Here is a 23,709-nt window from a genome sequence, read left to right on the forward strand (position 1 = left end):
TATAATGCAACATCCAATCAAGCAAGCGCTACGTATTTTTCTGGCATCTCTGTTGATTAGCTTATTTTGCACTACAAATGCTTTGGCTGCTGATCGTTCCATTACGCTTAATGATGGTCAGCACATTCAATTAAAAATGCCGATCGGAAAAGTGTTTATTAGTAACCCCGATATCGCGGACTACAAGATCATTAATGACAATACTTTGGTGGTGTTTGCTAAGGGAGTTGGGCAGTCACGCCTGATTGTCTATGGAGTTAATGACGATGTGTTGCTTTCGGATCGCATTGTTGTCGATTTGGATCTAACGGATGTTCGACGCCAACTTAAATTTCATTTTCCTGACGCCAAAGTCAAGGTTCAGTCGGTTGGAGAACAAGTCGCAGTGAGCGGTGTTGTCGATTCAGAGGGGACTCGTGACGATATCTACCGCTTAGTTGCCAGCTTGCTGGGGCGCAAAAAAATTGAGAAATGGAATAAAATTGAAAAGTTAGAGTTCAAATCAGACAACTCAGATTATGAAGAACCAGAGAGTATGGTTTTTTCCCGTAATATGACTTGGGAAGGGATCATCGAACGCATAGAAGTCGCCACGACGCAGCAAGTCAACGTTAAAATATCGGTGGCTCAGGTAACGGATTCATTTGGAAAAACGGTCGGTGTTGACTGGAGTTCGGTGGGTTCAAGCGTTGGTGAATTTGTTTTCGATCAATTTGATGCTTCAAATCTAAGCACGTTAATCACCGCGTTAGGCAACGATCAGATTGCTGAAGTCTTAGCCGAACCCAACTTAACGGTGTTGTCCGGAGAATCCGCGAGTTTTCTTGTTGGGGGGGAAGTACCGGTTATCGTACAGACGAACAATAATGTAAACATCACTTTTAAAGAGTTCGGTATTAAGCTCGATCTCACTGCGAAAGTACTTAGCCAAGATAAAATTCGAATGCAGTTAGCACCCGAAGTCAGTGAGATCGAAAGTTATGTTGAAGCGGCGGGCGTAAAAGTACCTCAACTCTCTTCACGACGTGCGATGACGACAGTAGAACTGGCCGATGGCGATAGTTTCATTCTTGGTGGCTTGATGAGCAGTACCGATTTGGAAAAAATGCAAAAAATTCCTTTAATCGGCGATATACCCGTACTGGGAGCCGCTTTTAGAAAAGCAACGACAGAACGCAAGCGCACGGAATTAATTATTGTGGCAACCGTGAATTTAGTTGAGCCGATGAAACCGCAAGACGTTCAACTTCCTTACATCAAAAAGACTTCTACATTGTCTCGTTGGCTCAATATCCACACTAATGACAAGTTAGTGACGTCATCTGATGCCACAATTCGCCTATTGTCACAAGGAGGGTTTATTCAATGAAAAAACTGGTATTGATGGCTCTATTTTCTTTGTCGCTTTTGGGGTGTACTTCAGAGCGATATTTTGGTGGTAATGGTGCTGAAGCATTGGTGTATAAAGAGCACCACAGTTTCGAATTTTCAATAAAAAACCGTAACGAAACGGCGAAGCAGTTACACGCCTTGATTGATGACATTGAAGCATTGGATAAAGAAGCCACTTATGTGGTGGACTATAAATCAACACGCAGTAAAAAGATGTTAGAGAAGATTTTCGACCAGTACCCGTCGCATATCATTGCGCCTAAAAGAGTCGTTTATCGCAATTCCGTTCTGTTATCGAATGACTTAAAGATTCAAGTAACTTTACGTCGATTGAAGACTCAACAATGTAAACCTGCGCAAATTCAAACCGACTTAGGACAACCAGACTGCTTTGTTGAATCAATGCGTCTGAAACAAGTGTCTTACAAGTCTAGACTGGTAGGTGAATAACGATGTTCGACCTGACTAAAGCATTAACAACAAAAGCGAAAGAAGAGCCGGTAGTCACGACCGGTGTTTTAGGCTGCACGCTGTTTTATCAAACACAAGAGTGCGTGAACCTTATTCAGGAAGTGTTTCGCTTTGAAGGTTGGAACGAACCTGAGTGCCTAAAAGTTAGCGCGGGTTTGACTAAATTAACCGAGAAACAAAACAGCCATATCATCATTCTAGAATTTAATGAATCACGTAATGTTGTCGAAGATGTTAAAGCCTTTGCCAGCAAACTGCCCACACACCAAGGGGTGATTGTTATTGGTAAAGAAGACGCGATATCGACGTTGCGTTCTCTTAAAGATATGGGTTTTTACTATGTATTTTGGCCGGTAAATAAGCAAGAATTCGCGGATTTCTTAAACCATGTTAGTAAAAATCTTAAGACTTTTTCAGGAGTTAGTGAGAAACGTAAAGCCAAACGAGTGGCTGTTGTTGGCTCAAAAGGTGGCGTAGGTGCGTCATTTATTACCACTGAGTTGAGTTCACTGTTGGCGACTCAAGGTACAGATACCATTGTTGTCGACCATCAATACACAGATACCAATATTGATATATTACTGGGCTTAAAAGAATTTACCCCCCGTACGATTGATGAATTTACTGCGCCATTGCATGAGATGGATGGAGAAGGCGCGTTGAGTTATTTATTCAGCGCACGAAAAAACCTTCGTCTGTTAGCGATTGATGGTGACATGAGTCAGGTAGATATTCTCAATTACAATCAAACACTTTGTGATCTTTTATCTCGAAATACCAACTTCATTGTTGAAGATTTTTCTGGGGGGGTGGACTTTAAAGTTGAACCTCAACTTTTAGTTGAAAACTTTGATGTGGTTGTGTTGGTTTTGGATGCGTCAGTATCTTCGGTGAGAAGTGCGAAACGCTTGTATGAAAAAATCACCAACTTGCAACTCACGTTATCATCTCGAACTCGAGTCATCACAGTCGTGAACTACCATCGTCCTGAAAACGCTTATGTGCTACAAAAGCCTGACATAATCAAATACTTAGGTTCAAAGGTCGATCTGGAAATTAATTACTGTAAATCGTTATCGCATATCGTCATTGATGGCAAACGAGGGCACAAGCACGATCGTCAAATCGGTCGTTCTATGGATTTATTGGTTAAATCGATTAATGGCCTGCCAGTGGATCAAAAGGGCATGGGTTCGTGGTTGAAGAAGGTGCGTGTTAAATGAGTTCTAACAAAGAGCTATACCTTGCGTTTCGTGGACAGATATTTGAAGCATTAGATGCTGAAGCGGTTCAAAAAATGAGCCGTCGAGAGTTGGAATCACAAATACAAGCGGCGGTTGATCTGCTCGCTAACAGTTATCAACGGCCAATCACTTCGATGATGAAGTCGGGCTTAGTCAAAAGTTTGATCGATGAGCTGTTTGGGTTAGGGCCCTTACAACCGTTGGTCGAAGATCAATCCATCTCCGATATTATGGTGAACGGACCCAACAATATCTTTTTTGAACGACACGGCAAGGTTCAAAAGTCTGACGTGACGTTTGTGAACGAAGAGCAGCTATTAGCCATTGCTAAGCGTATCGCATCACGTGTTGGGCGACGAGTTGATGAACTTTCTCCGACCGTCGATGCGCGACTTGATGATGGCAGCCGGGTAAACATCGTTATTCCACCGATTGCTCTGGATGGCACGTCGATTTCTATACGTAAGTTTAGAGAACAAAACATCGGTTTTGAAGACTTGATTGGTTTTGGTTCTATGTCTCCAGAGATGGCAAGAGTGTTAATGATAGCCTCTCGTTGTCGTATGAATGTGTTGATTTCTGGCGGGACTGGTTCGGGTAAAACCACACTGCTTAATGCGCTTTCTCAGTACATCGCAGAAGATGAACGTATTGTCACTATTGAGGATGCCGCTGAATTGCGTTTGCAACAGCCGAACTTGGTTCGTTTGGAAACACGATCTTCGAGTGTTGAACAGACAGGTGCAGTGACCCAACGAGAATTAGTTATCAATGCACTCCGTATGCGTCCTGATCGAATTATTCTTGGTGAGTGTCGTGGCTCTGAAGCGTTCGAAATGCTACAAGCTATGAATACTGGTCATGATGGGTCAATGTCTACCTTGCACGCCAATACACCTAGAGATGCGATTGCGCGTGTCGAATCGATGGTCATGATGGCGAATTTGAATCAACCCCTTGATGCGATTCGAAGAACAATCGTGAGTGCCGTTCAAATGATTGTTCAGGTGAACAGACTGCGTGATGGTTCCCGTAAAATTACCAGTATTTCGGAAATTGTTGGTCTTGAAGGCGATAGTGTGGTGATAGAGGAGATCTATCGTTTCCGTTATGACGAGGCGCATTTTGGTGACACCGTCAAAGGTGACTTTGCCACCAACGGTATTATGCAACGCTCTGAGCTAGTGAAGAAAGCCCAATTCTTCGGGCTTTATGATGAGCTTATGGCCTCGTTTAAGGGGGGATAGCATGCTTTGGTTGTCGCTTATTCTCTTTGCCATTGTTCTTTTTTTGGTCAGAGACTCAAAGGTCAGAAAAGTTGATCATTTTTTCAACATTGAACAAGCTGAAGCGGAAAGCTTCAATGCAATCAACATTAAATCTCTGGTAAAAAAACAAAGTTGGCAGAAGTTCAAAGAGTCAACCTCACCAACGTTGATGATTTTAGGTCCGCGTTCTTTTTTATATATCGGCCTGTATGTTGTGGTCTGCATCATTGTATCTTGGTACTTCGTGGTGAAGTTACTCTTGATGACAAACATGATGTTAATCCTTGGCTTATCTTTATTGGCTACGTTCTTTGGTTATCGCTTCTTGGTTACCAAAAGACGACGAGATTTTGAGAATACGTTCCCCGATGCTTTGAACATTATGATGAGTTCGGTTACGGCGGGTGAAAGTTTGATGCAAGCCATCAGTTATGTTGGCGAAATCATGGACAACGCTGTAGGCCGAGAGTTCAAACTCATGGGAGAGCGATTGAAACTGGGTGAATCTCCGGAAGTTGCACTTCAGCGCTCGTGCAAAAACTATCCCTATCCTGAGTTCTTATTTTTTACCGTCACCCTTAGGGCCAATATCGCTCGAGGGGGGCAACTTAAAGGTGTGTTAGCGAGACTGATTCGTGTCTTAGTTGAGGCGCGAACACTAGAAAAAAAGAAGATGGCAATGACCTCGGAAGCTCGGATCTCAGCAAAGATTGTCGCCGCCATTCCTGTGATTTTTATGCTTCTGCTCAATTATGTGAGCCCTGATAATGTGCATTTCATTTTATATGACCCTGCCGGCCGAATTGTCCTTTTCTATGTGTTGGGGAGTGAGTTTTTGGGGTTGTTCATTATTTGGCTCTTAGTGAGAGGTGTACGTACATGATGTTATTGGCAGCCCTCATTGTTTTGTTTTTATCACTCCTGTTTCTGATATTTGATTCTATTCGCGCAGAGCAAAGACGCTATAAGATCGCGGTTTACTTAACCGGAGACAGCGTTCGTTCACCCTCTCACTTGAATCGCTTTTTTGTTCGGTTTGGTAAGGAGCATCGGCGCGAACTGGAACAAAAAATGATAGAGGCAGGGTATTACAACACTGAATGGGCAAAGTTTTATTTTCCTGCCAAGTTGTTAGTTCTGGGCATTGTCTCGGTGTCGATGCTGTTAATCGATATGCCGATGAATAATAAACTGTTGGTGGTGGTATTTAGCCTTATTGGCGTTATTGTCGTACCCGATGCACTGCTTAGTATGAGACGCAAGCTTCTGATTAATAGAACTTCAGCTCAGATGCCGTATTTGCTTGATATGATGGCGCTTTGTGTGCAAACCGGTATGACGATAGAAGCCGCATTAGCCTATTTAGCCAAAGAACTTGCTGAGTTTGACTCTGACCTTTGTTATCAAATTAAGCGCACCTCGGACTCGGCAAAAATACACGGTTTAGATAAGGCACTGAATGATTTGGGTGAGCGGATCCCCACGCCTGAGGTACGAAGTTTTGTGCTGACACTCATTCAAAACTTACAATATGGTACATCAGTCTCTCAGGTATTGAGTGATCTCGCCGAAGACATGCGAAAAGCGCAAATACTGACTGTAGAAGAAAAGGTAGGCAAGCTTTCAGCGAAGATGAGTGTTCCTTTGATCCTCTTGATTATGTTTCCGATCGTAATATTGATTCTTGCACCAGGTGTGATGCAAATGTCACTGAATTTTGGAGGATAAGCTGTGTTAGGAAAACGTATTATTTTAGCTTTGTTAACGTTGAGCGTTTTAGCTGGCTGTGAATCAACGCCTGCACAACAGAGGCTGGAACCCGATGATGTTGCGAGTATGGAAAAAGTCAAAAATTACGATGGCTTAATCAGTCACTACAAATCCGAGTTAAAAAAAGGCTCTCAAGATAGAGAAATAAAAGAAAAACTGGCATGGGCCTATTTTTATAAAGGTGACTTAGAATCAGCCAATTTCTATGTTCAGTACTTAAAAAAAGAAGGGGTTGAAAATTCGAATTTGTACCAGTTAGAAGGGCAAGTGTTTGATGCGAAAAACGATACTGAAAATGCCATCTCTTCTTACAAGTCTTCCATCAAAGTGGGCAATCAAACGGGTCAAATTCATGTTTTACTCGGTGTGGCGTACACCAAAGCAGGAAGATACAAAGAGGCCTATCAAGAACTTGATAAGGCGCGCTTGCGTGGCTTTGACGATATCGCGATTAAGAACAACATTGCCATGATTCATATGGCAAAGGGGGAGTTCGATCAGGCAATTGAAACATTAGTCCCTATTTTAAAACAAGATCCCGGAAACAAGATCGTAAAAGCAAATCTTGCTGTTGCGCTCATGAAAACTCACAAAGTCGAGTCAGCAAAAAAATTACTCAAAGGTGACTTTTCGGACCAAGAGCTTCAGAGCATAGCCACAGAATTGGCTCAAAAATAGGGTTTAGTGATGAGATGTTTTTATCGGCAAAAAGGAGCGACATCGATTGAGTTCGTGTTGGGCGCAATCGCTTTGTTTTTTGTCACTTTTACGATTTTCGAATCGAGTTACCAAATTTATATTGTGAACATGACGGAATATTCTCTTAGAGAAACCATTAGGAACACAAAAATATATGAAGGTAAAAGCATTAATCAGCAATATGAAAATAAGTTTAAAGCGCTTATCGAGGACAATAATAGCTTATGGCATTTCCTCATTGATCGTTCACGGTTCTCGATACAAGGTAAATATTTCAAAAACTATTCCGACTTTATCGCCAACAGAGGATATTCAGCGCAAGACTTAGACTCTTCTTATGTTCTTGCAGAGATCACGGTGACTTACCGTTACTCGCCAGTGATTAAATTCTCAGGATCGTCTGATAAAAATATTTCGCGCACTATGGTGCTGAATTTAGAGCATGAGGGCTGGAAAGATGACACTCAGTAGCCTAAATATAATGGGTCTAAAGCGTCAGCGCGGCTCGTTTACCATCGAATTGGTATTCGTCATCATAGCGCTGGGCGGCATCTACTTGTTTGCTGCAGACTTAAGTTATCAACTGCTTGTGCGAGCAAAGCTCGATCGATCAAGTTTTGCTTTAGTCAATATCATAAAAGAGCGATCTCGTTATTTTGAGGGTGAGGTGCTAGCCGGAAAAAACCTCTCTGTGACCAATGCAGAGCTACGAGATTTAACCACAGTCGCCAGTCGAATGCTGGATACACCACCGGAAGATGTGGCCATCAAAGTCGAGTCATTAATAAATAAGCGTAATGTGGCTGAGTTTTCCAGTCATAAGTTTAGGAGCTTACAGTGCAACTCCGATTCTATTCTCGAACATGCCGATTTAGCCCCTGTCGAAAAAGGAAAGGTTTATCCATTATATCGAGTCACTCTTTGTGAAGAAAATCGTTCTTGGCTCAAGCCCTTCTTTGATGGTGGTACTAAATCAATGGTTAAGATTGCCTCTTCGTCAATAATGCCAGGGAGATGATATGAGAATACCAAGATATCAGTATTCAAGCTCAAGCCTGCAAAAACAGAAAGGGGTGGCCGCGGTCTGGATGGGCTTATTGCTCGTGCCTATCATGGGCGTTACCTTTTGGGCGGTTGAAGGTACACGATATGTGCAAGAAACCAGTCGGCTAAGAGATTCAGCAGAGGCCGCAGCATTAGCGGTGACGATTCAGGATCAGCCGAATACGGCGAATTCTTTGGCTAAAAAATATGTCGACAATTATGTCCGAGACATCAAATCAAAGAAACTGTCTGCCGTCAGAGTTCATCAAGCAGAAGATGAGGGGGCGGGAGTCCTTGAGTACATCCAATATACCGTAAACGCACAAACGACCCATGATTCTTGGTTTGTGAGTAGTTTCATTCCTTCGTTTGAGGCGCAACAGACACTCGCTGGCCGTTCGTTAGCGAGAAAGTACCCGGTATACCTAGGGGATAACAATATCGATATTGTTTTTGTCTCGGATTTTTCAGGATCGATGAAAGACAGATGGGGCCAACATCGACATAGAAAAATTGACGACTTGAAAACGGCCATTAATCGAATATCGGATAAGATTCTTTGTTCATCGACTCGTCGACAACTCGTCAATGGTCATTGGAAAGAAGTGTGTGATGAGCCAGGGCCACAGTCGGCCAGCGATAAATTGCTTAACCGAGTCGGCTTTGTGCCCTATAACGTACGAACCAGAGAAGTAGCCCCTGGAAATCAAGTGCATGTGACAAGTCAGTTGAGTTATAAAAATAACTATCGAACCTACACTTCATCGTATTCGTATAATGATGTTGATTGGAATGCCTGGAGAGGAAAAACAAGGCAACAGGTAAACAGCTGTGCTCGTTGGCAATCATACTGTTATAACCCAAGAGCAGAAAATCATGAGTACGCTAAGCGGGTAAAAGATGTCCTTGATTCCAGCCGATCTAACGTTGCAGATGTCTATAACTATGTTGATATTCCGTCTACAGTGAATACCATGTTAACCGACAAATCATTATTGAAGTCTAACTACTACAGTGTGACGGGCGTGAATTTATTCAATGGGTTTGGTGACCAAGATGTATCACAGTTTCACAACATTCGGCTTACCAATAAGCGAACAGATTTGAATCCGATTTCCACTATGTGGGCTAACGGTGGTACTAACGCTTACCAAGGCATATTGAGGGGCTCTCAAATCTTAAATGAGGGTAACCCTCATAGTTCCGTTCAAGAAGATCAGCAAGCTTATAATAAGAAAATTAAGATGTTACTGATTCTAAGTGATGGACAGGAATCACCCAATAACAACATTCTTCGACAACTTGTAAGCTCGGGCATGTGCAACAAAGCAAGACAAGAGATCCCCGGTCTATACATAGGGATTATCGGTATCAACTTTCGAGCTTCTCAACAAAGTGGCTTTCAAGACTGTGTTATCGACTCGCAGGAAGACATCATCGATGTATCTAACCTAGATGAGTTGATTGAAAAGATAGAAAAACTCATCCGTAAAGGTTCAAAAACGAGCGGAATAACTAAGTTGTACTAGAGGACAATATGAGAAATTTAGTAATGGGTGCAGTCATCATCTCGACATTACCGTTTAGCTTTGCTGTCAATGCTAAAGATGGCGTTAGTGAATACTGTGACACTGCGTTCAGTGAATACCAACATAGTGTCATTGTCGATGATATTGTCGGTGTCGCTCAGCATCGACAGGGCTTTCTGCAGATAACACAGAAGTCTGACAACAGCGAGTTAAAGCAAGCGCTGCAGAAACAGTCAAACTTAGGTTTGGAACAGTCGCGATGTAAGACTTGGATCAGCAACCAAGAACGACACGGGTTGTTAGCACGCCTTCATTTTGGCTTTGACCAATACAACTTAACGCCCATGGGGAATAAAGCATTAAATGAGTTAGCCGATTCGTTAAAAGTGACCAATAGTCCGATTACCGTGTATGGACACACTGACAAAACGGGTTCTAAAGGTTACAATCAAGCACTTGGCCTCAAGAGAGCATTGACTACGTCCGATGGTTTAGTCTCGAAAGGCGTTGAAAAAAATCGTATTGTTGTTCGATCATTTGGTGAAACTAAACCGATTGCTTCTAACGCTACGTCGGAAGGTCGAGCGAAAAATCGACGCTCAGAAATTTGGTCTTCTGAGGAAAAACAGTGAAAATAGAAATTGGTATCAAATTATAGAACTTCACCTTACTACTCGAGCTAGGGTGAAGTATTAGAAATTGCGGTAGGGTGGGTAGTATTAGAGTGGCAATGAATAAATATAAGACAGCAATAGCCATCATGGCGGTTGTAGGGTGGAGTGGTGTAGTAGCAGCATCCGAGCTCATTGACTTTAATGAGCAGGATAAACTAAACAACATCAATGCCTCCTATGAGCAACAATACGGATCATTGAATATTGATGAGAGCATTTCGCATTACAACGAGTTAAACACTGAAATTGAATCAAACAAGATCAAGTTAGAAAGCAGTATTGATATGATCAAATCTGACTCGACCCGTTTAAAAGACAAATTGATCGATGGTGTATACGACGAATCTCTAATACTGACCTTACGAAATATGTCAGCCAAAGTGAACTCAATGAAAACGGACATTGAGACGGCTGGAAAATTGCTCGTAGAAACAAAACAGCAACTCTCAAACAAACAGCAGAAGGCAAGTCAATTTGAGCGAGAAAAGAGTGATGCGCTTCTTTCTCTCTACGAACAGATCAAGTCTCGTCATCTGGACGAATCAAAACGTGTGATTAATGACTCTTATTCTGGTCGCTTACAGTGCAACGTTTCTGAAAGCCTTTCTACCTGTGTGAACAGAAATTTACCGTCCATCAAGAACGCGTTCGTTCTGAGTAAAGGCGGATTATCGCGTATTAAACTGACAAATTTTCGAGTGATTGACGCAACCCAAAAATTAAATGGTGATCTTTCATTTACAGCCGATGCCAGCTATAAACACAATTACAGTGCAAATACGGAAGTTGAGCTTAGACAAGCGTTGGGCTTGGATAAGGTCCGCTTTGTGTTCCGTTCAAATTCACCACAAACGGTTTTCTATATAAATGACCAAGAAGTCGGTTCTGGAGAAAGGGTCGATGTGGCGGGCAATTACGTGGGTATTTATAATGTTCGTGTCACGAATGGCGATAAAAGACAGTCACTTAAGTTAAATCTTGAGAATGGTGGCGATTACTTTTTCCCATTTTCAAGCCTAGTGAGCACCCCCAAAGCATCCCCAAATAAGGTCATCACGGAAGGGGCGAACAAGCCTCATAAGTCACAAGCCAGCACTGGATTTTCTAAGAGCATTTTACAGCCTCGCACCGCTGAGACAGTAAAGTCGCCAGGGAAAAAAGAGACAAATCAATACGCAAATAAAGTGCTCTACAAAGATAAAGCGTTTACTTATCTTATTCCTAAGCTGAGAGAAAATAGCAAAACTCAAGATGTTTTCTTAAATCGTGCTGACGCGACGCAATATTGCGAACGTTTATCGTCGAGTTTACCGAGTCAAACCGCTTATGAATATCTAGCACAAAATGCACATCTCGTTTCTGGAAGTTACTGGACTAAACAAGGTCAAGTCTACTCCTTTGGTCAGGGCGGAAAGCATGATAAGACCTCTGAGAATAAATTTATTTGTCTACTCAATATGAGCTAAGATTAATGACTGTGGCAGTTCCTGTTTGAGAATATACTTTTTGAAGGGAATATCTCGGGAATATCTCGGGGATATCTACATTACTCAAGAGTACGTCTTTTAAAGCCCATAATTAAATAAGGAGTCGCATACCGCGGCTCTTTTTTTTGCCAATCTTTTGTCATCTAATGAGAATAAGCCATTCCAAAATAGACTTAACTCGCGCTGAAATAAAACTAGAATAGTGAGAGGTAATTAAGAGCAGACATATTACCTTCGGGTTATTTGATGACGGATAGACAGTGAACGATCAAAGGAAGAGGAACAATATGCATTACGATGTATTTAATGGCGATGCAGACGGTATTATAGCGTTGTTGCAATTGCGCTTAAGTGAGCCGAAAGAGAGTGAGCTGATTACCGGTGTGAAGCGAGATATTCAGTTGGTTGCTCAAGTGGTTGAGCAAATAGCCGAGCGGGACAATCGAGCTGATGTGACATCTGCAACGATCTTAGATGTGTCGATGGAGAAAAATAGATCGGCATTGCGCGCACTGCTTGATGCGAATATTGACGTTTTTTATTGCGATCATCATCGTACAGGAGATGTACCGGTTTCTCGTCACCTTGATACGTTAATTAATACTTCTCCCGAATGTTGTACGAGCTTGTTGATAAACCAGAAGTTGGACGGTGCGTATGTGACATGGGCTATCGCCGCTGCCTTTGGTGACAACCTTAAAGCGGTTGCTATGCAGCTAGCGTTCGACAATGGATTGGATCAAGCCGACATTGATTTTTTGCAAGAGCTTGGCACTCTAGTCAATTACAACGGTTATGGTAGCACATTGAGTGATTTACATGTCACACCCGCTGAACTCTACCGAACGCTTTACCAGTATCCAAACCCATTTGAGCTTTTGACGGATAAAGCGTCGATATTTTATCGTCTTCGTGATGCCTATCATATTGATCGCCAACAGCTATCGAGCCTTGTTGCGACCTATGAGAGTGAAGTAGTTCGAGTGTTTGAACTGCCGAGTGAAAGTTGGGCGCGTCGTATCAGTGGTGTATTTGGCAATGATCTCGTTAATCAAGACCCTTATCGAGCACAAGCGGTGCTCACCCAAAACCAAGAGGGTGAGTCGTATACCGTTAGCTTGCGAGCACCATTATCAAACCGGATTGGGGCTGATGAAATTTGTTCCCGTTTTGATACGGGTGGCGGACGAAAAGCCGCTGCAGGAATTAATCAGCTGCATGAAATGAACAAAGCTCATTTTATCTCATGCATTGAGAGTTACTATTCAGCATGCAGTGAAGCGAAATAAACGATAAAAGAGAGGCCAATGTGCCTCTCTTTTTAACGATGAGTCGCTCAAAATGACACCGTACGCTGGCTTTACATCGGCATTGGTGTACACGTCGTTTCAAGGCAACGTTATGTCAGGCTGTTTTATCACTCAATTAACCGTCGCTTTTCGGCAAAGTGTCTTGCGCTTTTACGCAAATAACCAACGCGTTGCCAGACACATTATCCCACGGCAACAACTTATCGTAATCGTGTTCGAAAAGGTGAACCTCAAAATTAGGCTCGACCATTTCAATCAATTCTTTGAACGAGAAAGCCACCATAGGATGTTCATCATTCCATACCTGAGTGTTGCCTGCGCTCGTCTTTTCAATACTCAGTTTTAGCGCTTGTCTATTGCCTTCGCCAGAATAGTACCAACCAGAACGGAAAGTGAAAGCATCTTGTTGTTGGTTCGTTGTGTGTCGAACAAATAGCTCATTATTGATCTCATCTTTGTCAACTACGTTAAAGCAAAATACGCCGCCGGGTTTCAGCGCGTTGTGAACGCTTGCCATGCAGGCTTTAAAATTCTCAATGCCATCGTTGTAATGGATGGAATATAAGAAGCAAGTGATCAGATCCAGTGGTTCAGCTACGGTAAAATTACTCATGTTCTGCACTGAAAAGCTGGCTTCTGGACAGCGAACTTGAGCGATGTCTAACATTGGCTTGTTGAGATCAAGGCCACTACTTTGGTAGCCGTAGTCAATGAAATGACGAACGTGAGGGCCTGTGCCGCAACCAAGATCTAAGTGACTTTTCCCATTGTTTCCGAAAATTTGATGTAGCCGGCGAATACAGTTACTTTGCGCTTGGTAGTCAATATCGACACACATTAAATCATAGTAACTCGATAGGTCGGTGTAGAGTGCGTTGGCGGACATAATGGCCTACAGCATTAGCTGAAAAAAGTGGGGTGGCGCATAGTAAACTAGAACGTCAAAATAACAAGCGAATCTTTGTTGCTGGCAGCGATTGTTGAGGGTTTACTTCATGCGTATTGGGTTGTAGTGCGGAACTCTAATGGAACAAACACCGCGAGAGCAATCCAGAGAAATGGGGCGGTAATAAATATGAACATAGTCGATGATGAGTTTGGTTCACACTGTTGATGAGTAACCCGTTACGCCGAGTGGCATGATCAGGCTTTTTATGTAGCCAAAGCGCTTTGATAAAAAAGAATTGTGCGAACTATTTTGGTAGATTACAGGTATTACAGATATCCAGTGAGCCGCAATGAAAATTCTTCACACCTCCGATTGGCATCTTGGCCAAAACTTCTACAATAAAAGTCGTAAAAACGAGCATGAACGTTTTTTACAATGGTTGTTAGAGCAAGTTTCTGAGCATGATATCGACGCGATTATCGTCGCGGGTGATATTTTCGATACCAGCACACCACCCAGTTATGCCCGTGAGATGTACAACAAGTTTGTTGTCGACTCGAATAATATCGGCTGCCAGTTGGTGCTATTAGGCGGTAACCACGATTCCGTATCTGTGCTTAAAGAAACACAGCCATTATTGAAGTGCATGGGCGCGGATGTGATCCCCAACACGAATGACGATTATGCGACTCAGGTTGTTGAATTGAAGGGCAAGAGCGGCAAGGTTGAGGCTTTAGTCTGTGCAACTCCTTTCATTCGCCCGCGCGATGTTTTAACTAGCCAAGCGGGTGTGTCGGGGGTTGAGCGTCAGAAGCAACTGGGCGCTGCGATTCAGCAGCACTATCAAGGTGTCTACGATGCAGCAGTCGAAAAACGCAAGACTTTAGCGAACAGTGAAACCATGCCCATCATCGCCACAGGGCATTTAACAGCAATGGGGGTCAAGCAGTCTGATTCGGTGCGGGATATCTATGTTGGCAATTTAGATGGTTTTGCTGCCGACGGTTTCCCAAATGCTGATTACATCGCACTTGGCCATATTCATCGTCCTCAAGTGGTCGCGAAACGTGAATACATTCGCTACTGCGGGTCACCCATTCCGCTCAGTTTTGACGAGCTTAAATCGCAAAAGCAGGTGTGTATGGTTGAGTTTGAGCAAGGCGAACGTACCATTTCTCAACTTGATGTTCCTAACTTCCAACCCTTGGCTGAAATCAAAGGCGACTTGAGCGAGATTGAGTCTCAACTGAATCAATATACGGGGTTGGAAGAGGGGCAAAGCGTGTGGTTGTCGATTGAGGTTCATGCACAAGACTACCTATCAGATTTGCAAGAACGCATGCGAGCCTTAACCGAAGGCCTAAACGTTGAAGTGCTGCAGTTAAGAAGAGCAAGAGAGCGCCGTAACCAAGTGTTAGCGCGAGAATCAGCGGAAACCTTAGCGGAACTCACACCCATGGATGTGTTTGAAAAACGTATCGCACTCGAAGTGTTTGAAAGTGAGACAGAGAAAGCACGCTTAGAAAGAATGACGATCAAGTTCAAGCAAGTGATTGCTGAAGTGTCTCACGGAACTGACGATTTAAACGGTACGGAAGAGTAATCAAGAATGAAAATCTTAAGCTTAGAATTTGAAAACCTGAACGCTTTGAAAGGTCGTTGGAAACTCGATTTTACACAGTCACCTTTTGCTGAAAACGGGTTGTTTGCGATCACAGGTCCCACAGGTGCGGGCAAAACCACCATTCTTGATGCGATTTGTTTGGCACTGTTTCACCGTACGCCACGCTTGAAAAGCATTGCCAAAGGCACCAACGAGCTGATGACGCGTGGCACGGGTGAATGTTTTGCTGAGATTGAATTTGAAGTTAAAGGGAAAACGTACCGTTCGAACTTCCATCATAAACGAGCTCGCGGCAAGCACGATGGTGCACTGCAAACGCCAACGTGTGAGTTTGCAGATGCAGATAGCGATGCAGTTCTAGAAACGCAGCTGACTAAGAAAATCAAGATGGTTGAATCCGTCACGGGTTTGGATTTTTCTCGCTTCACTAAGTCGATCATGTTGTCACAAGGCGAGTTTGCCGCTTTCTTGAATGCCAATGCAAATGATCGAGCGGAACTGCTTGAAGAGCTGACCGGCACCGAAGTTTACAGCCTGATTTCAGAACGGATCTATGATCACTTCAAATCGAGCGAAGAGTCTCTCAATCATCTAAAAGCTAAGGCTGAAGGGGTCAGCTTGCTATCAGACGAGCAGATTCAAGCGCTACTCACTGAACGGGATAAACGAGAAACCGAACAAACCGTATTAGCTCAACAACTGGTTGAATGGAACGCGCATTTAAGCTGGTGGAAAGATATCACCAAAGCCGACTTTGCGATCGTTAATGGCGAACAGGACTTAAAACAGGCGCAAGATACGCTTTCAGACAACCAACCCTCTCTGGATCGTTTAGCGAAAAGCGAGCCCGCAGAAAAGCTACGCCCATTGTATAAAGATGTGCAGCGCAGCGATCAAGAAGTGCAAGCGATTCAAGCAAACCTTGAAAGCAGTACCAAAAGATTTGCTCAGCGAAATGCCGAGAAATCAGCCGCTAGCGACAAGCTTAAAACACAAAACGTGTTGGTTGAGCAAGTAAAACAACAACAACAAGAGCAAGAAAAAATTATTGAGCATGTTCGACCGCTTGATACCCAGATTTCGGTACTTAAAGATAAACAAGTTGCCGTTGATAAAAACGTTAACATACTGAATGAACGAGATATTGAACAGCGCCATAAACACGCGGTATTGAGTAAAACTCTTGCTGCTGTTCAACAACAACAAGAGCGCGATGCCCAGTATTTAGCAACCCATCAAGCCGATAAGCACTTCGAAAAATACCTAGGCCAATGGCAGGCTAAGGTTGACCAAGTTCGAACACTTGAAAAGCAACACAGTGAATTACTCAAGGGCGTTCAACGTGCGAATCAAGCGCTAGATGCACAACAAACGTTAGTCCAAACCTCTCATGAGGCGAAACTCGCACAAGATAAAACATTCACAGAGCGGGTGGTAGTTGAGAATAATGCCAAGCTTGAACTGGAATCATTGCAACAACAGACAAGTGAAGTGGTATTGAATGCGAATAAAGATCTGCTTGAGTATTGGAGCCGTCATACTCATACCTTAGTTGATATTCATCAAGGCTACTTGCAAGCCACTCAACGTATCGAAGTTAAACATGCAGAGCTTGCCAACAAGCTTCAGTTGTCAGATACCTTGACCAAAGAGCGTGAAGTTCTGCTTGAGCGTTACCAAAGCAACAAAACATCACTCGAACGCTTAACTCGCTTAATTGATCAAGAAGGTGAACTCGCAAAGTATCGTGCTGCGCTGAAGCCAGGAATGGATTGTCCTTTATGTGGATCAGCCCATCATGCGATTGAACCGTCCCAAGATCTGACGGATCTGATGTTACAAAAAGAACGTGAAGAGGCCGATCTCGCACTTATTCAAAAAGAGGGCACAGAACATCGGCAGCAGTTGGATTCGCTTGCGCCAATCATCAATGGGCTTAAAGACGAACTTCAACGCGCACAGGCTGATGTTGAACAAAGCAGGGAAAATTGGGCAAACACCCTCAGTAAACTTGAGCAGGCCCAAGCGAGTTTTGCATCTCAAGAGGCGACGCTAACTATCACGCTACCGCTTATTGAATCTGTAGGAGATAGTCAAACAGTCAGTGTGTTTGTTGAATCGTGTGAGCAACAACTTAACGACGTCATTCGTCAATTGCGTGCAATGGCTGACGCGAGTCATGCGTACCTTGAAGCTGAAAAACAACGTACAACGGCAAGTATGATGGTCGAAAAAGCCCAGTCTAACTTAGCGTTAGCACAACAGCGGCTGACGGATTTAACCCTGCAATCGCAAGCTCAGCATGAACAAGCTGAAAAGTGCGCTCAATCCAAAGCGGAGCAGTGGACGGCACTCAAAGAGAGTATTGTGAACGCCTCGATTGACGCGCCAGAACTCGAACTCATTGACGCTTGGTTTTCCCAAAAACAGCAAGCCTCTAACCTTTGGCAAACCACTAAACAGCAACAGGATGACTGCGATAAACAGTTAATTAGTCTGCGTGCTGAACTAAAATCGCTTGATGACAAGTTGGAATCGCTCACCAGAGAGATCGCTAGCTCAAATCAAGAGTTAGAAACATTAACCCAAGAGTTAGCATCAATCACTGAATCAAGATCTGAGTTATTTGGTGACAATGACGTCCAATCAGCGATTCAAGCGATAAAACAAAAAATGAGTGACGCTGTCACTAAATTGGAGGTGTCGCAAGCTGAATTTAACCGTTGTGAACTCGACCATAGAGCCGAACAAACCAAGCTCACGGGGTATACCGAAGAACTGGCGGCGAAACAGCAAGCACAAGTAGAGGTGAAACAGTTGTGGGAACAGGCGTTAGCATCGAGCCCTTTTGCAAATGATGCTGATTTTGAGTCTGCATTACTGGATGAAACAGTAATCACACAGTTGAAAAGTCTGAAGAAGAGACTTGAAGAAGCCATCGTCAGCGCACAGGCGAGATTGAGCAGTGCTAAAGCGAATAAAGTTGAGTTACTCAGTCATGAAAAAGCCACAACGTGGAGTGCCTTACCGCAAAGTGAGGTAGAACTGGCAACGGCGGAATGTCAAAACGAACAGCAAAATCATGCGACTCAAATTGGTGCCATTTCTGCCAACCTAGAGACTGATCGACAGAATCGTAGCAATCAACAAGATTTGTTCAAACAGATCGAAGAACAGCAGTTGGAGTTTGATGATATCTCACGTCTGAACTCACTTATCGGTTCTAAGAACGGCGATAAATTCCGTAAGTTTGCTCAAGGCTTAACACTTGAAAACTTGGTGTATCTCGCTAATAAGCAGTTGCAACGTTTACATGGCCGCTATGAGTTAAAACGCAAAGCCGATGACGGGTTAGAACTGCAAGTGGTGGATACTTGGCAGGGCGATGTGATGCGTGATACTAAAACCTTATCCGGTGGCGAAAGTTTCTTGGTGAGCTTGGCTCTGGCATTGGCGCTCTCTGATCTTGTGAGTCACAAAACCAGTATTGATTCTCTGTTCCTTGATGAAGGTTTCGGCACACTAGACAGTGATACCTTGGATATTGCCCTGAATGCGTTAGATAACTTAAACGCGTCAGGCAAGATGATTGGTGTGATCAGCCATGTTGAAGCATTGAAAGAGCGTGTACCTGTTCAACTGAAAGTGACCAAGCACTCTGGCTTAGGCTTCAGTGAGATGGAGAAGCAGTACAAAGTTGTTGCTTAGATTCTAGTCCTGTTCATCAGCGCAGAAATAGAAACAGAGTTAGATGAAGCAGATCCCCGACTCAGTCGTTCCTCCTTCTCGAGGATGACGGAGTCGGGCGTTGTCATCAATCACTACGCCGTCACTCCTTAAAGTCAGGAGCGATCAAAAAGTAGCCGTCATTCCCCAAAGTAAGAAACGAACGTAATAAGGAATCTGGGTTTGTTGGTATTACTTTTGTCATTCCCCAAAGTGAGGAATTTCTACTGGACGTAGAAAGTGAACGCATCGACGAGGAGGGGCCATGCACAAGAAACCATATCTACCGACTAAGACATGCCCAGTTTGTCAAAAACCATTCGCATGGCGTAAGAAGTGGCAGCGTGGTTGGGAAACGGTAATTTATTGTTCGGAACGCTGTCGTCGGCAAAAAACGAAATCGACATAATCTGTCTCTATTTAACCATCTACAGATAATAACCACTCATTTAACGAGTTAATATTTAATCTGCAAGGTAACTCATGTATAAAGGCGACATGAAGATACCTAAAAGAATACAACCTTTAGTTGACGATGGTTTAGTCGACGAGGTGACAAGCCAACTTATGAGTGGCAAAGAAGCCTCGGTGTACATAGTACGCTGCGGTGACACGATCCGCTGTGCCAAAGTTTATAAAGAGATAAGCCAGCGCAGTTTTAAGAAAGCGACAGCCTATCGAGAAGGGCGTAAAGTCCGCAATAGTCGTCGTGCTAGAGCCATGGAAAAAGGTTCGGGTTTCGGTCGCGAACAACAAGAAAAAATATGGCAAAGTGCCGAAGTTGATGCCTTGTATAAGCTTGCGGAGGCGGGAGTACGCGTGCCTCAACCTTTTGGTTGTTTCGATGGTGTGTTACTCATGGAGTTGGTTACCGATGACGATGGTTATGTCGCACCAAGGCTCAACGACGTGGTGATGCCCGCAGAGCAAGCGATCGAAGACCACGCCGTGATGATGACTTACGTGGTTAAAATGTTGTGTGTTGGTTTGATCCATGGTGACTTGTCTGAATTCAACGTGCTTGTGGATGAGTATGGTCCAGTTATCATTGATTTACCGCAAGCCGTTGATGCTTCTGCCAATAATAATGCAGAATGGATGTTGACTCGTGATGTTAATAATATCCGTGATTATTACGCTCAGTTCGCGCCGGAACTCGCAAAGACAGAGTACGCTAAGGAAATGTGGGCGCTGTATGAGAAAGGTGAGCTAAAGCCAGACACCAAGCTAACGGGCGAGTTTACAGAAACTGACGAATTAGCGGATATTGAAGCGATAATGCAAGAAATAGACGCAGCAAGAGTGGAAGAGCAACACCGCCGCGAACGCGCTAAAGAAGAAAAAGAAGGGGTCGACGACAGCAAGTTTAATTGGTCTGAGTAAAGGCCTGTTTCAAACAACACAGGTGTTGAACTCTGTCTGTTTTGCTGACGTAATGTTATTGAACCCTGTCGCTTCTTTGTGATCACAAAACCCAATAGAGCAACAACTCTGTTGGGTTTTTCTTTATTACTGACTACCACGTTAATTGCTTACCATCATAGGCATAAAAATGGCCACTCTTCTCCGGTGTTGCACTGCTGATCATATCTATCAGTCGATGGGCGACGTAACTGGAATCAAAGAGTTTTCCTTTTGGCACATTGGTTTGAAAAGGCTTTGACAGTGCGGTATTGGTTGTCCCGGGGTGCAGTGCTAATACAGTTCCTTTTTTGAGGGTTCGTTTCCATTCAATCGACATGGTTTTAATGAACATGTTCAATGCAGCCTTCGATGAACGATAGCTGTACCAACCGCCTAATCGATTATCTGAAATGCTGCCGACCTTAGCAGACACGACCGCGAACTTCGGATTGTCGCTCAATTTCAAAAGAGGGGTGAAATGCTTGGCTAATAGTAAGCTCGGCAAGGTGTTTACTGAGATGTTTTTTAGGAAAAATTCAGGGTCGATAGACGATAGGTTCCTTTCTGGTCCAAGGTCTGGAGTGTGCAGCATACCGACGCAGTTTATCAACCAATCAAGTCGTTCAAACTGAGAACTCAAGCGCTCGATATCAGCTTCGTGGGTGGCGTCGATTTTATGCCAGTTCAAGCGTCTGTGCTCTAAGTTAGGTTGCTGAGAGTGATAAGTCGCGTCTACATATACATCAAGAAAATCAAATCGAGAGAGCTCAGATAATAGGTGTTTAACCACAGCGAAACCAATACCACCACTGCCGCCGACGACCAAAATATGTAATCTGAGTTGCTCCACCATTATAAGTTCTCCAAGTTTGTCATTCGTTGTTCCGCGGTATCGAGTATCGCTTGTTGGTCTTGCTCGTCCATGTTGTCCCAAGACCGATATAACATGCCCATACGTGGGTTGCGGTTTAACGCATCGCGGTGCCGGTTCATAAAGCGCCAGTACAAGCTATTGAAAGGGCAAGATTGCTCGCCACTGCGCTCTTTTATCTTGTAGTGACAGCCTTTGCAGTAGTCGCTCATGCGGTTGATATAGGAACCGCTGGCAGAGTATGGTTTGGTTCCGACGATCCCGCCATCCGCAAACAGTGCCATACCTCGCGTATTTGGCATTTCAACCCACTCAATCGCATCGACATAAATGCCAAGGTACCAATTGTCGACTTGGTCAGGGTCTATGCCTGTGATTAAGCAGAAGTTGCCGGTGATCATTAACCTTTGGATGTGGTGCGCGTAAGCGAATTCAAGGGATTGGTTAATGGCATGCTGCATGCAGTTCATCTTGGTTTGTCCGTCCCAAAAGTAATGGGGCAGGTTATTGCTTGCTGAATAATGGTTTTTATTGGCGTACGTAGGCATGTTCGCCCAATAAACGGCGCGTATGTACTCTCGCCAACCGAGTATTTGGCGTACAAACCCTTCGACCTGTGCAATATTGATGTTTGTTTTATCTGGAGTACGGTCTTGAGAACAGGAAGCTTGATAGGCCGACAGTGCTGCATCCATCACTTCTTTAGGGCTTAGCAGTTTACTGTTTAACGAGAACGAAATGCGGCTATGGTACAAGCTCCATTTTGCATCGTGTTCTGTCGTCATCGCATCTTGAAATTGCCCAAATAACGGTAAGCAGACTTGGCAGAAATGAGCGAGCAGAGACAAGCTTTGTGCGCGGTTCACCGGCCATAATAATTGGCTACCGACTTGACCAAGGGTTTGCACTTGGTGGCGTTCGATACGCTGCAAAATACCGGTTATGTCATTGGTAAATATCAGAGGCTGAGGCAGGTTTTCGATGTCTTGCTTCTTGAGCTTGTTTCGATTGTTCGCGTCGTAATTCCATTTGCCACCAACGGGCTTTCCGTCTTCTAGCAAAATGTCGAAACGCTTTCTCATTCGGCGATAGAAGTGCTCCATCATGATGTGTTTGTCTTTTGGAAACTGTTGTTCGATCTCTTCGAATGGAAAAAGGAAGTGTTCGGTATCACAACAACCTTTGGTCGCATTGGTGAGCTTGAGCTTGTTCATCTGCTCTAGAAGGCGATATTCATCTGGCCTTTGATATTCGAATTTCTCTGCGCCGAACTTGTGTACATAGTGCTTTAGAAGTGTATCTAGGTTTTCAAATTGCGTGGTATCGTCAAGAGTTAGGTGGAGTACCTGATGACCTTGTTCTTTAAGTGCGTCGGCGAAGTAACCCATCGCGCAGAAAAACGCGGCCACTTTTTGAATATGAGATGCAACGTAATCGGTTTCTTGTTTGAGCTCAGCAATGATGTAAATAACGTCATTGTTAACCTGTCGAAACCATGAGTGCTCTATGTTTAGCTGGTCTCCTAATAGAAATCGTACCGTTTTAAAGTTCATAATGCTTCCTGGATTGTGAGGCTTTTTATGCCTGAGTTACCGCCGGTCCATTGATTAATGAAAGCATAGTTTGGATCAGTACGTTATCGTTGGCTGTTGAGTCGTTGGTGAAAAGAGAGATTAAACTTATTCATTGCTTTCAGTCGTTGTTAACTAGTAAGCGTTTACGAGTTGATAAAGCGTTAAGATCATAAATGAATACTGAGCGTTAATGTTAGAAAATGCAGATGCTGGAAAGGAATATAAGCCAACCAATCATACCGAGAGAGGTTGGCAATACAGGCTGGGTTTCTAAAGGCCGTATTTATTCCATAGGTACAACGAGAATATCGATAGGGGAAGTATCGATGATCTGTTTAGAATGGGAGATGAGCTTATGCCAGAAATCATGATGATGGCCGCATAGCAATAGGTCGACGCCGTTTGCTTCGATGACATTTTTTAGCTTATCGTTCAAGTCACCCGTTCCTACGAAAATGTGCTTGATTGGGTGCTTGGCGTAGGCTTCAAACTCTTTTAAATGTTTAACGGCATCGTTATTGATGGGTACATCTCCATCATTTCCTTGTATATCAACGAGTTCTGGGTAAATTTCTCCATGCGTACCATCGATATAAACAAACGAAATACCAGCCTCCAGTTTATCCGCGAAGAAGGTCGCTCTATCAATGAGAATCTTGGTGTCGTCAGACAGTTCAAGTGCGACCAGAATATGTCGGTAATCCATGATTAAAGCCTCTTGTTGTGAGTTATG

At 43.6% G+C, this 23,709-nt stretch carries 21 protein-coding genes; 17 read left to right on the plus strand and 4 right to left on the minus strand.

The annotated features are described in order from the left end of the window. Positions 1–4: 4 nt before the first annotated feature. The 13 genes from OCU36_RS06040 (at position 5) to OCU36_RS06100 (ending at position 12,867) form a co-directional block, all read left to right on the plus strand. Complete coding sequence (locus OCU36_RS06040) at positions 5–1,369, plus strand: type II and III secretion system protein family protein (protein WP_372041609.1); 1,365 nt, start codon at positions 5–7, stop codon at positions 1,367–1,369. Further along, positions 1,366–1,842, plus strand: a complete 477-nt coding sequence (locus tag OCU36_RS06045; protein WP_261839491.1) for a hypothetical protein — start codon at positions 1,366–1,368, stop codon at positions 1,840–1,842. The genes OCU36_RS06040 and OCU36_RS06045 overlap by 4 nt, the downstream gene beginning before the upstream one ends. Before the next feature lie 2 nt (positions 1,843–1,844). Beyond that, complete coding sequence (locus OCU36_RS06050; RefSeq protein ID WP_261839492.1) at positions 1,845–3,086, plus strand: AAA family ATPase; 1,242 nt, start codon at positions 1,845–1,847, stop codon at positions 3,084–3,086. Further along, on the plus strand, positions 3,083–4,354 hold the full coding sequence (locus OCU36_RS06055; RefSeq protein WP_261839493.1) for a CpaF family protein: 1,272 nt from the start codon (positions 3,083–3,085) through the stop codon (positions 4,352–4,354). Before OCU36_RS06050 ends, OCU36_RS06055 begins: the two co-directional genes overlap by 4 nt. Before the next feature lies 1 nt (position 4,355). Further along, on the plus strand, positions 4,356–5,258 hold the full coding sequence (locus tag OCU36_RS06060; protein WP_261839494.1) for a type II secretion system F family protein: 903 nt from the start codon (positions 4,356–4,358) through the stop codon (positions 5,256–5,258). Then, the gene (locus OCU36_RS06065; protein ID WP_261839495.1) at positions 5,255–6,103 is read left to right on the plus strand and encodes a type II secretion system F family protein; all 849 of its coding nucleotides are present in this window, start codon (positions 5,255–5,257) and stop codon (positions 6,101–6,103) included. Before OCU36_RS06060 ends, OCU36_RS06065 begins: the two co-directional genes overlap by 4 nt. Before the next feature lie 3 nt (positions 6,104–6,106). Beyond that, a complete protein-coding gene (locus OCU36_RS06070; RefSeq protein WP_261839496.1) occupies positions 6,107–6,823 on the plus strand; it encodes a tetratricopeptide repeat protein in 717 nt (238 codons plus the stop codon). A gap of 9 nt (positions 6,824–6,832) precedes the next feature. Further along, entirely contained in the window at positions 6,833–7,315 is a 483-nt protein-coding gene (locus tag OCU36_RS06075) for a TadE/TadG family type IV pilus assembly protein (RefSeq protein ID WP_261839497.1), read from the plus strand. Continuing rightward, entirely contained in the window at positions 7,302–7,862 is a 561-nt protein-coding gene (gene tadF / locus OCU36_RS06080) for a tight adherence pilus pseudopilin TadF (RefSeq protein WP_261839498.1), read from the plus strand. The genes OCU36_RS06075 and tadF overlap by 14 nt, the downstream gene beginning before the upstream one ends. A gap of 1 nt (position 7,863) precedes the next feature. After that, on the plus strand, positions 7,864–9,417 hold the full coding sequence (locus OCU36_RS06085; RefSeq protein WP_261839499.1) for a TadE/TadG family type IV pilus assembly protein: 1,554 nt from the start codon (positions 7,864–7,866) through the stop codon (positions 9,415–9,417). An 8-nt stretch (positions 9,418–9,425) separates the two neighbouring features. Further along, the gene (locus OCU36_RS06090) at positions 9,426–10,049 is read left to right on the plus strand and encodes an OmpA family protein (RefSeq protein ID WP_261839500.1); all 624 of its coding nucleotides are present in this window, start codon (positions 9,426–9,428) and stop codon (positions 10,047–10,049) included. Between the two features lie 98 nt (positions 10,050–10,147). Next, the gene (locus tag OCU36_RS06095; protein ID WP_261839501.1) at positions 10,148–11,557 is read left to right on the plus strand and encodes a hypothetical protein; all 1,410 of its coding nucleotides are present in this window, start codon (positions 10,148–10,150) and stop codon (positions 11,555–11,557) included. Between the two features lie 308 nt (positions 11,558–11,865). Then, positions 11,866–12,867 (plus strand): DHH family phosphoesterase, encoded by a 1,002-nt coding sequence (locus tag OCU36_RS06100; RefSeq protein ID WP_261839502.1) that lies wholly within the window; start codon positions 11,866–11,868, stop codon positions 12,865–12,867. 136 nt (positions 12,868–13,003) lie between these two features. Here OCU36_RS06100 and OCU36_RS06105 read toward each other — a convergent pair whose 3' ends face one another. Beyond that, positions 13,004–13,774: a class I SAM-dependent DNA methyltransferase gene (locus OCU36_RS06105; protein WP_261839503.1), complete on the minus strand. Its 771-nt coding sequence runs from the start codon at positions 13,772–13,774 to the stop codon at positions 13,004–13,006. Positions 13,775–14,126: 352 nt separating this feature from the next. Here OCU36_RS06105 and sbcD point away from each other — a divergent pair, with 352 nt between their 5' ends. The 4 genes from sbcD (at position 14,127) to OCU36_RS06125 (ending at position 20,510) form a co-directional block, all read left to right on the plus strand. Continuing rightward, the gene (sbcD, locus tag OCU36_RS06110) at positions 14,127–15,380 is read left to right on the plus strand and encodes an exonuclease subunit SbcD (RefSeq protein WP_261839504.1); all 1,254 of its coding nucleotides are present in this window, start codon (positions 14,127–14,129) and stop codon (positions 15,378–15,380) included. 6 nt (positions 15,381–15,386) lie between these two features. Beyond that, the gene (locus OCU36_RS06115; protein WP_261839505.1) at positions 15,387–19,109 is read left to right on the plus strand and encodes an SbcC/MukB-like Walker B domain-containing protein; all 3,723 of its coding nucleotides are present in this window, start codon (positions 15,387–15,389) and stop codon (positions 19,107–19,109) included. A gap of 283 nt (positions 19,110–19,392) precedes the next feature. Continuing rightward, a complete protein-coding gene (locus OCU36_RS06120) occupies positions 19,393–19,536 on the plus strand; it encodes a DUF2256 domain-containing protein (protein ID WP_261839506.1) in 144 nt (47 codons plus the stop codon). An 89-nt stretch (positions 19,537–19,625) separates the two neighbouring features. Continuing rightward, positions 19,626–20,510 (plus strand): PA4780 family RIO1-like protein kinase, encoded by an 885-nt coding sequence (locus OCU36_RS06125; RefSeq protein WP_290334878.1) that lies wholly within the window; start codon positions 19,626–19,628, stop codon positions 20,508–20,510. Positions 20,511–20,643: 133 nt separating this feature from the next. Here OCU36_RS06125 and OCU36_RS06130 read toward each other — a convergent pair whose 3' ends face one another. The 3 genes from OCU36_RS06130 to OCU36_RS06140 form a co-directional block, all read right to left on the minus strand. Beyond that, positions 20,644–21,384, minus strand: coding sequence for an SDR family oxidoreductase (locus OCU36_RS06130; protein ID WP_261839508.1), 741 nt, complete (start codon positions 21,382–21,384; stop codon positions 20,644–20,646). Next, a complete protein-coding gene (locus OCU36_RS06135; protein WP_261839509.1) occupies positions 21,384–22,955 on the minus strand; it encodes a cryptochrome/photolyase family protein in 1,572 nt (523 codons plus the stop codon). Before OCU36_RS06135 ends, OCU36_RS06130 begins: the two co-directional genes overlap by 1 nt. Positions 22,956–23,259: 304 nt before the next feature. After that, positions 23,260–23,682, minus strand: a complete 423-nt coding sequence (locus OCU36_RS06140) for a universal stress protein (RefSeq protein ID WP_261839510.1) — start codon at positions 23,680–23,682, stop codon at positions 23,260–23,262. Between the last annotated feature and the right edge of the window lie 27 nt (positions 23,683–23,709).

This window comes from Vibrio artabrorum (genome assembly GCF_024347295.1).
In the GTDB taxonomy this organism is placed as follows: domain Bacteria; phylum Pseudomonadota; class Gammaproteobacteria; order Enterobacterales; family Vibrionaceae; genus Vibrio; species Vibrio artabrorum.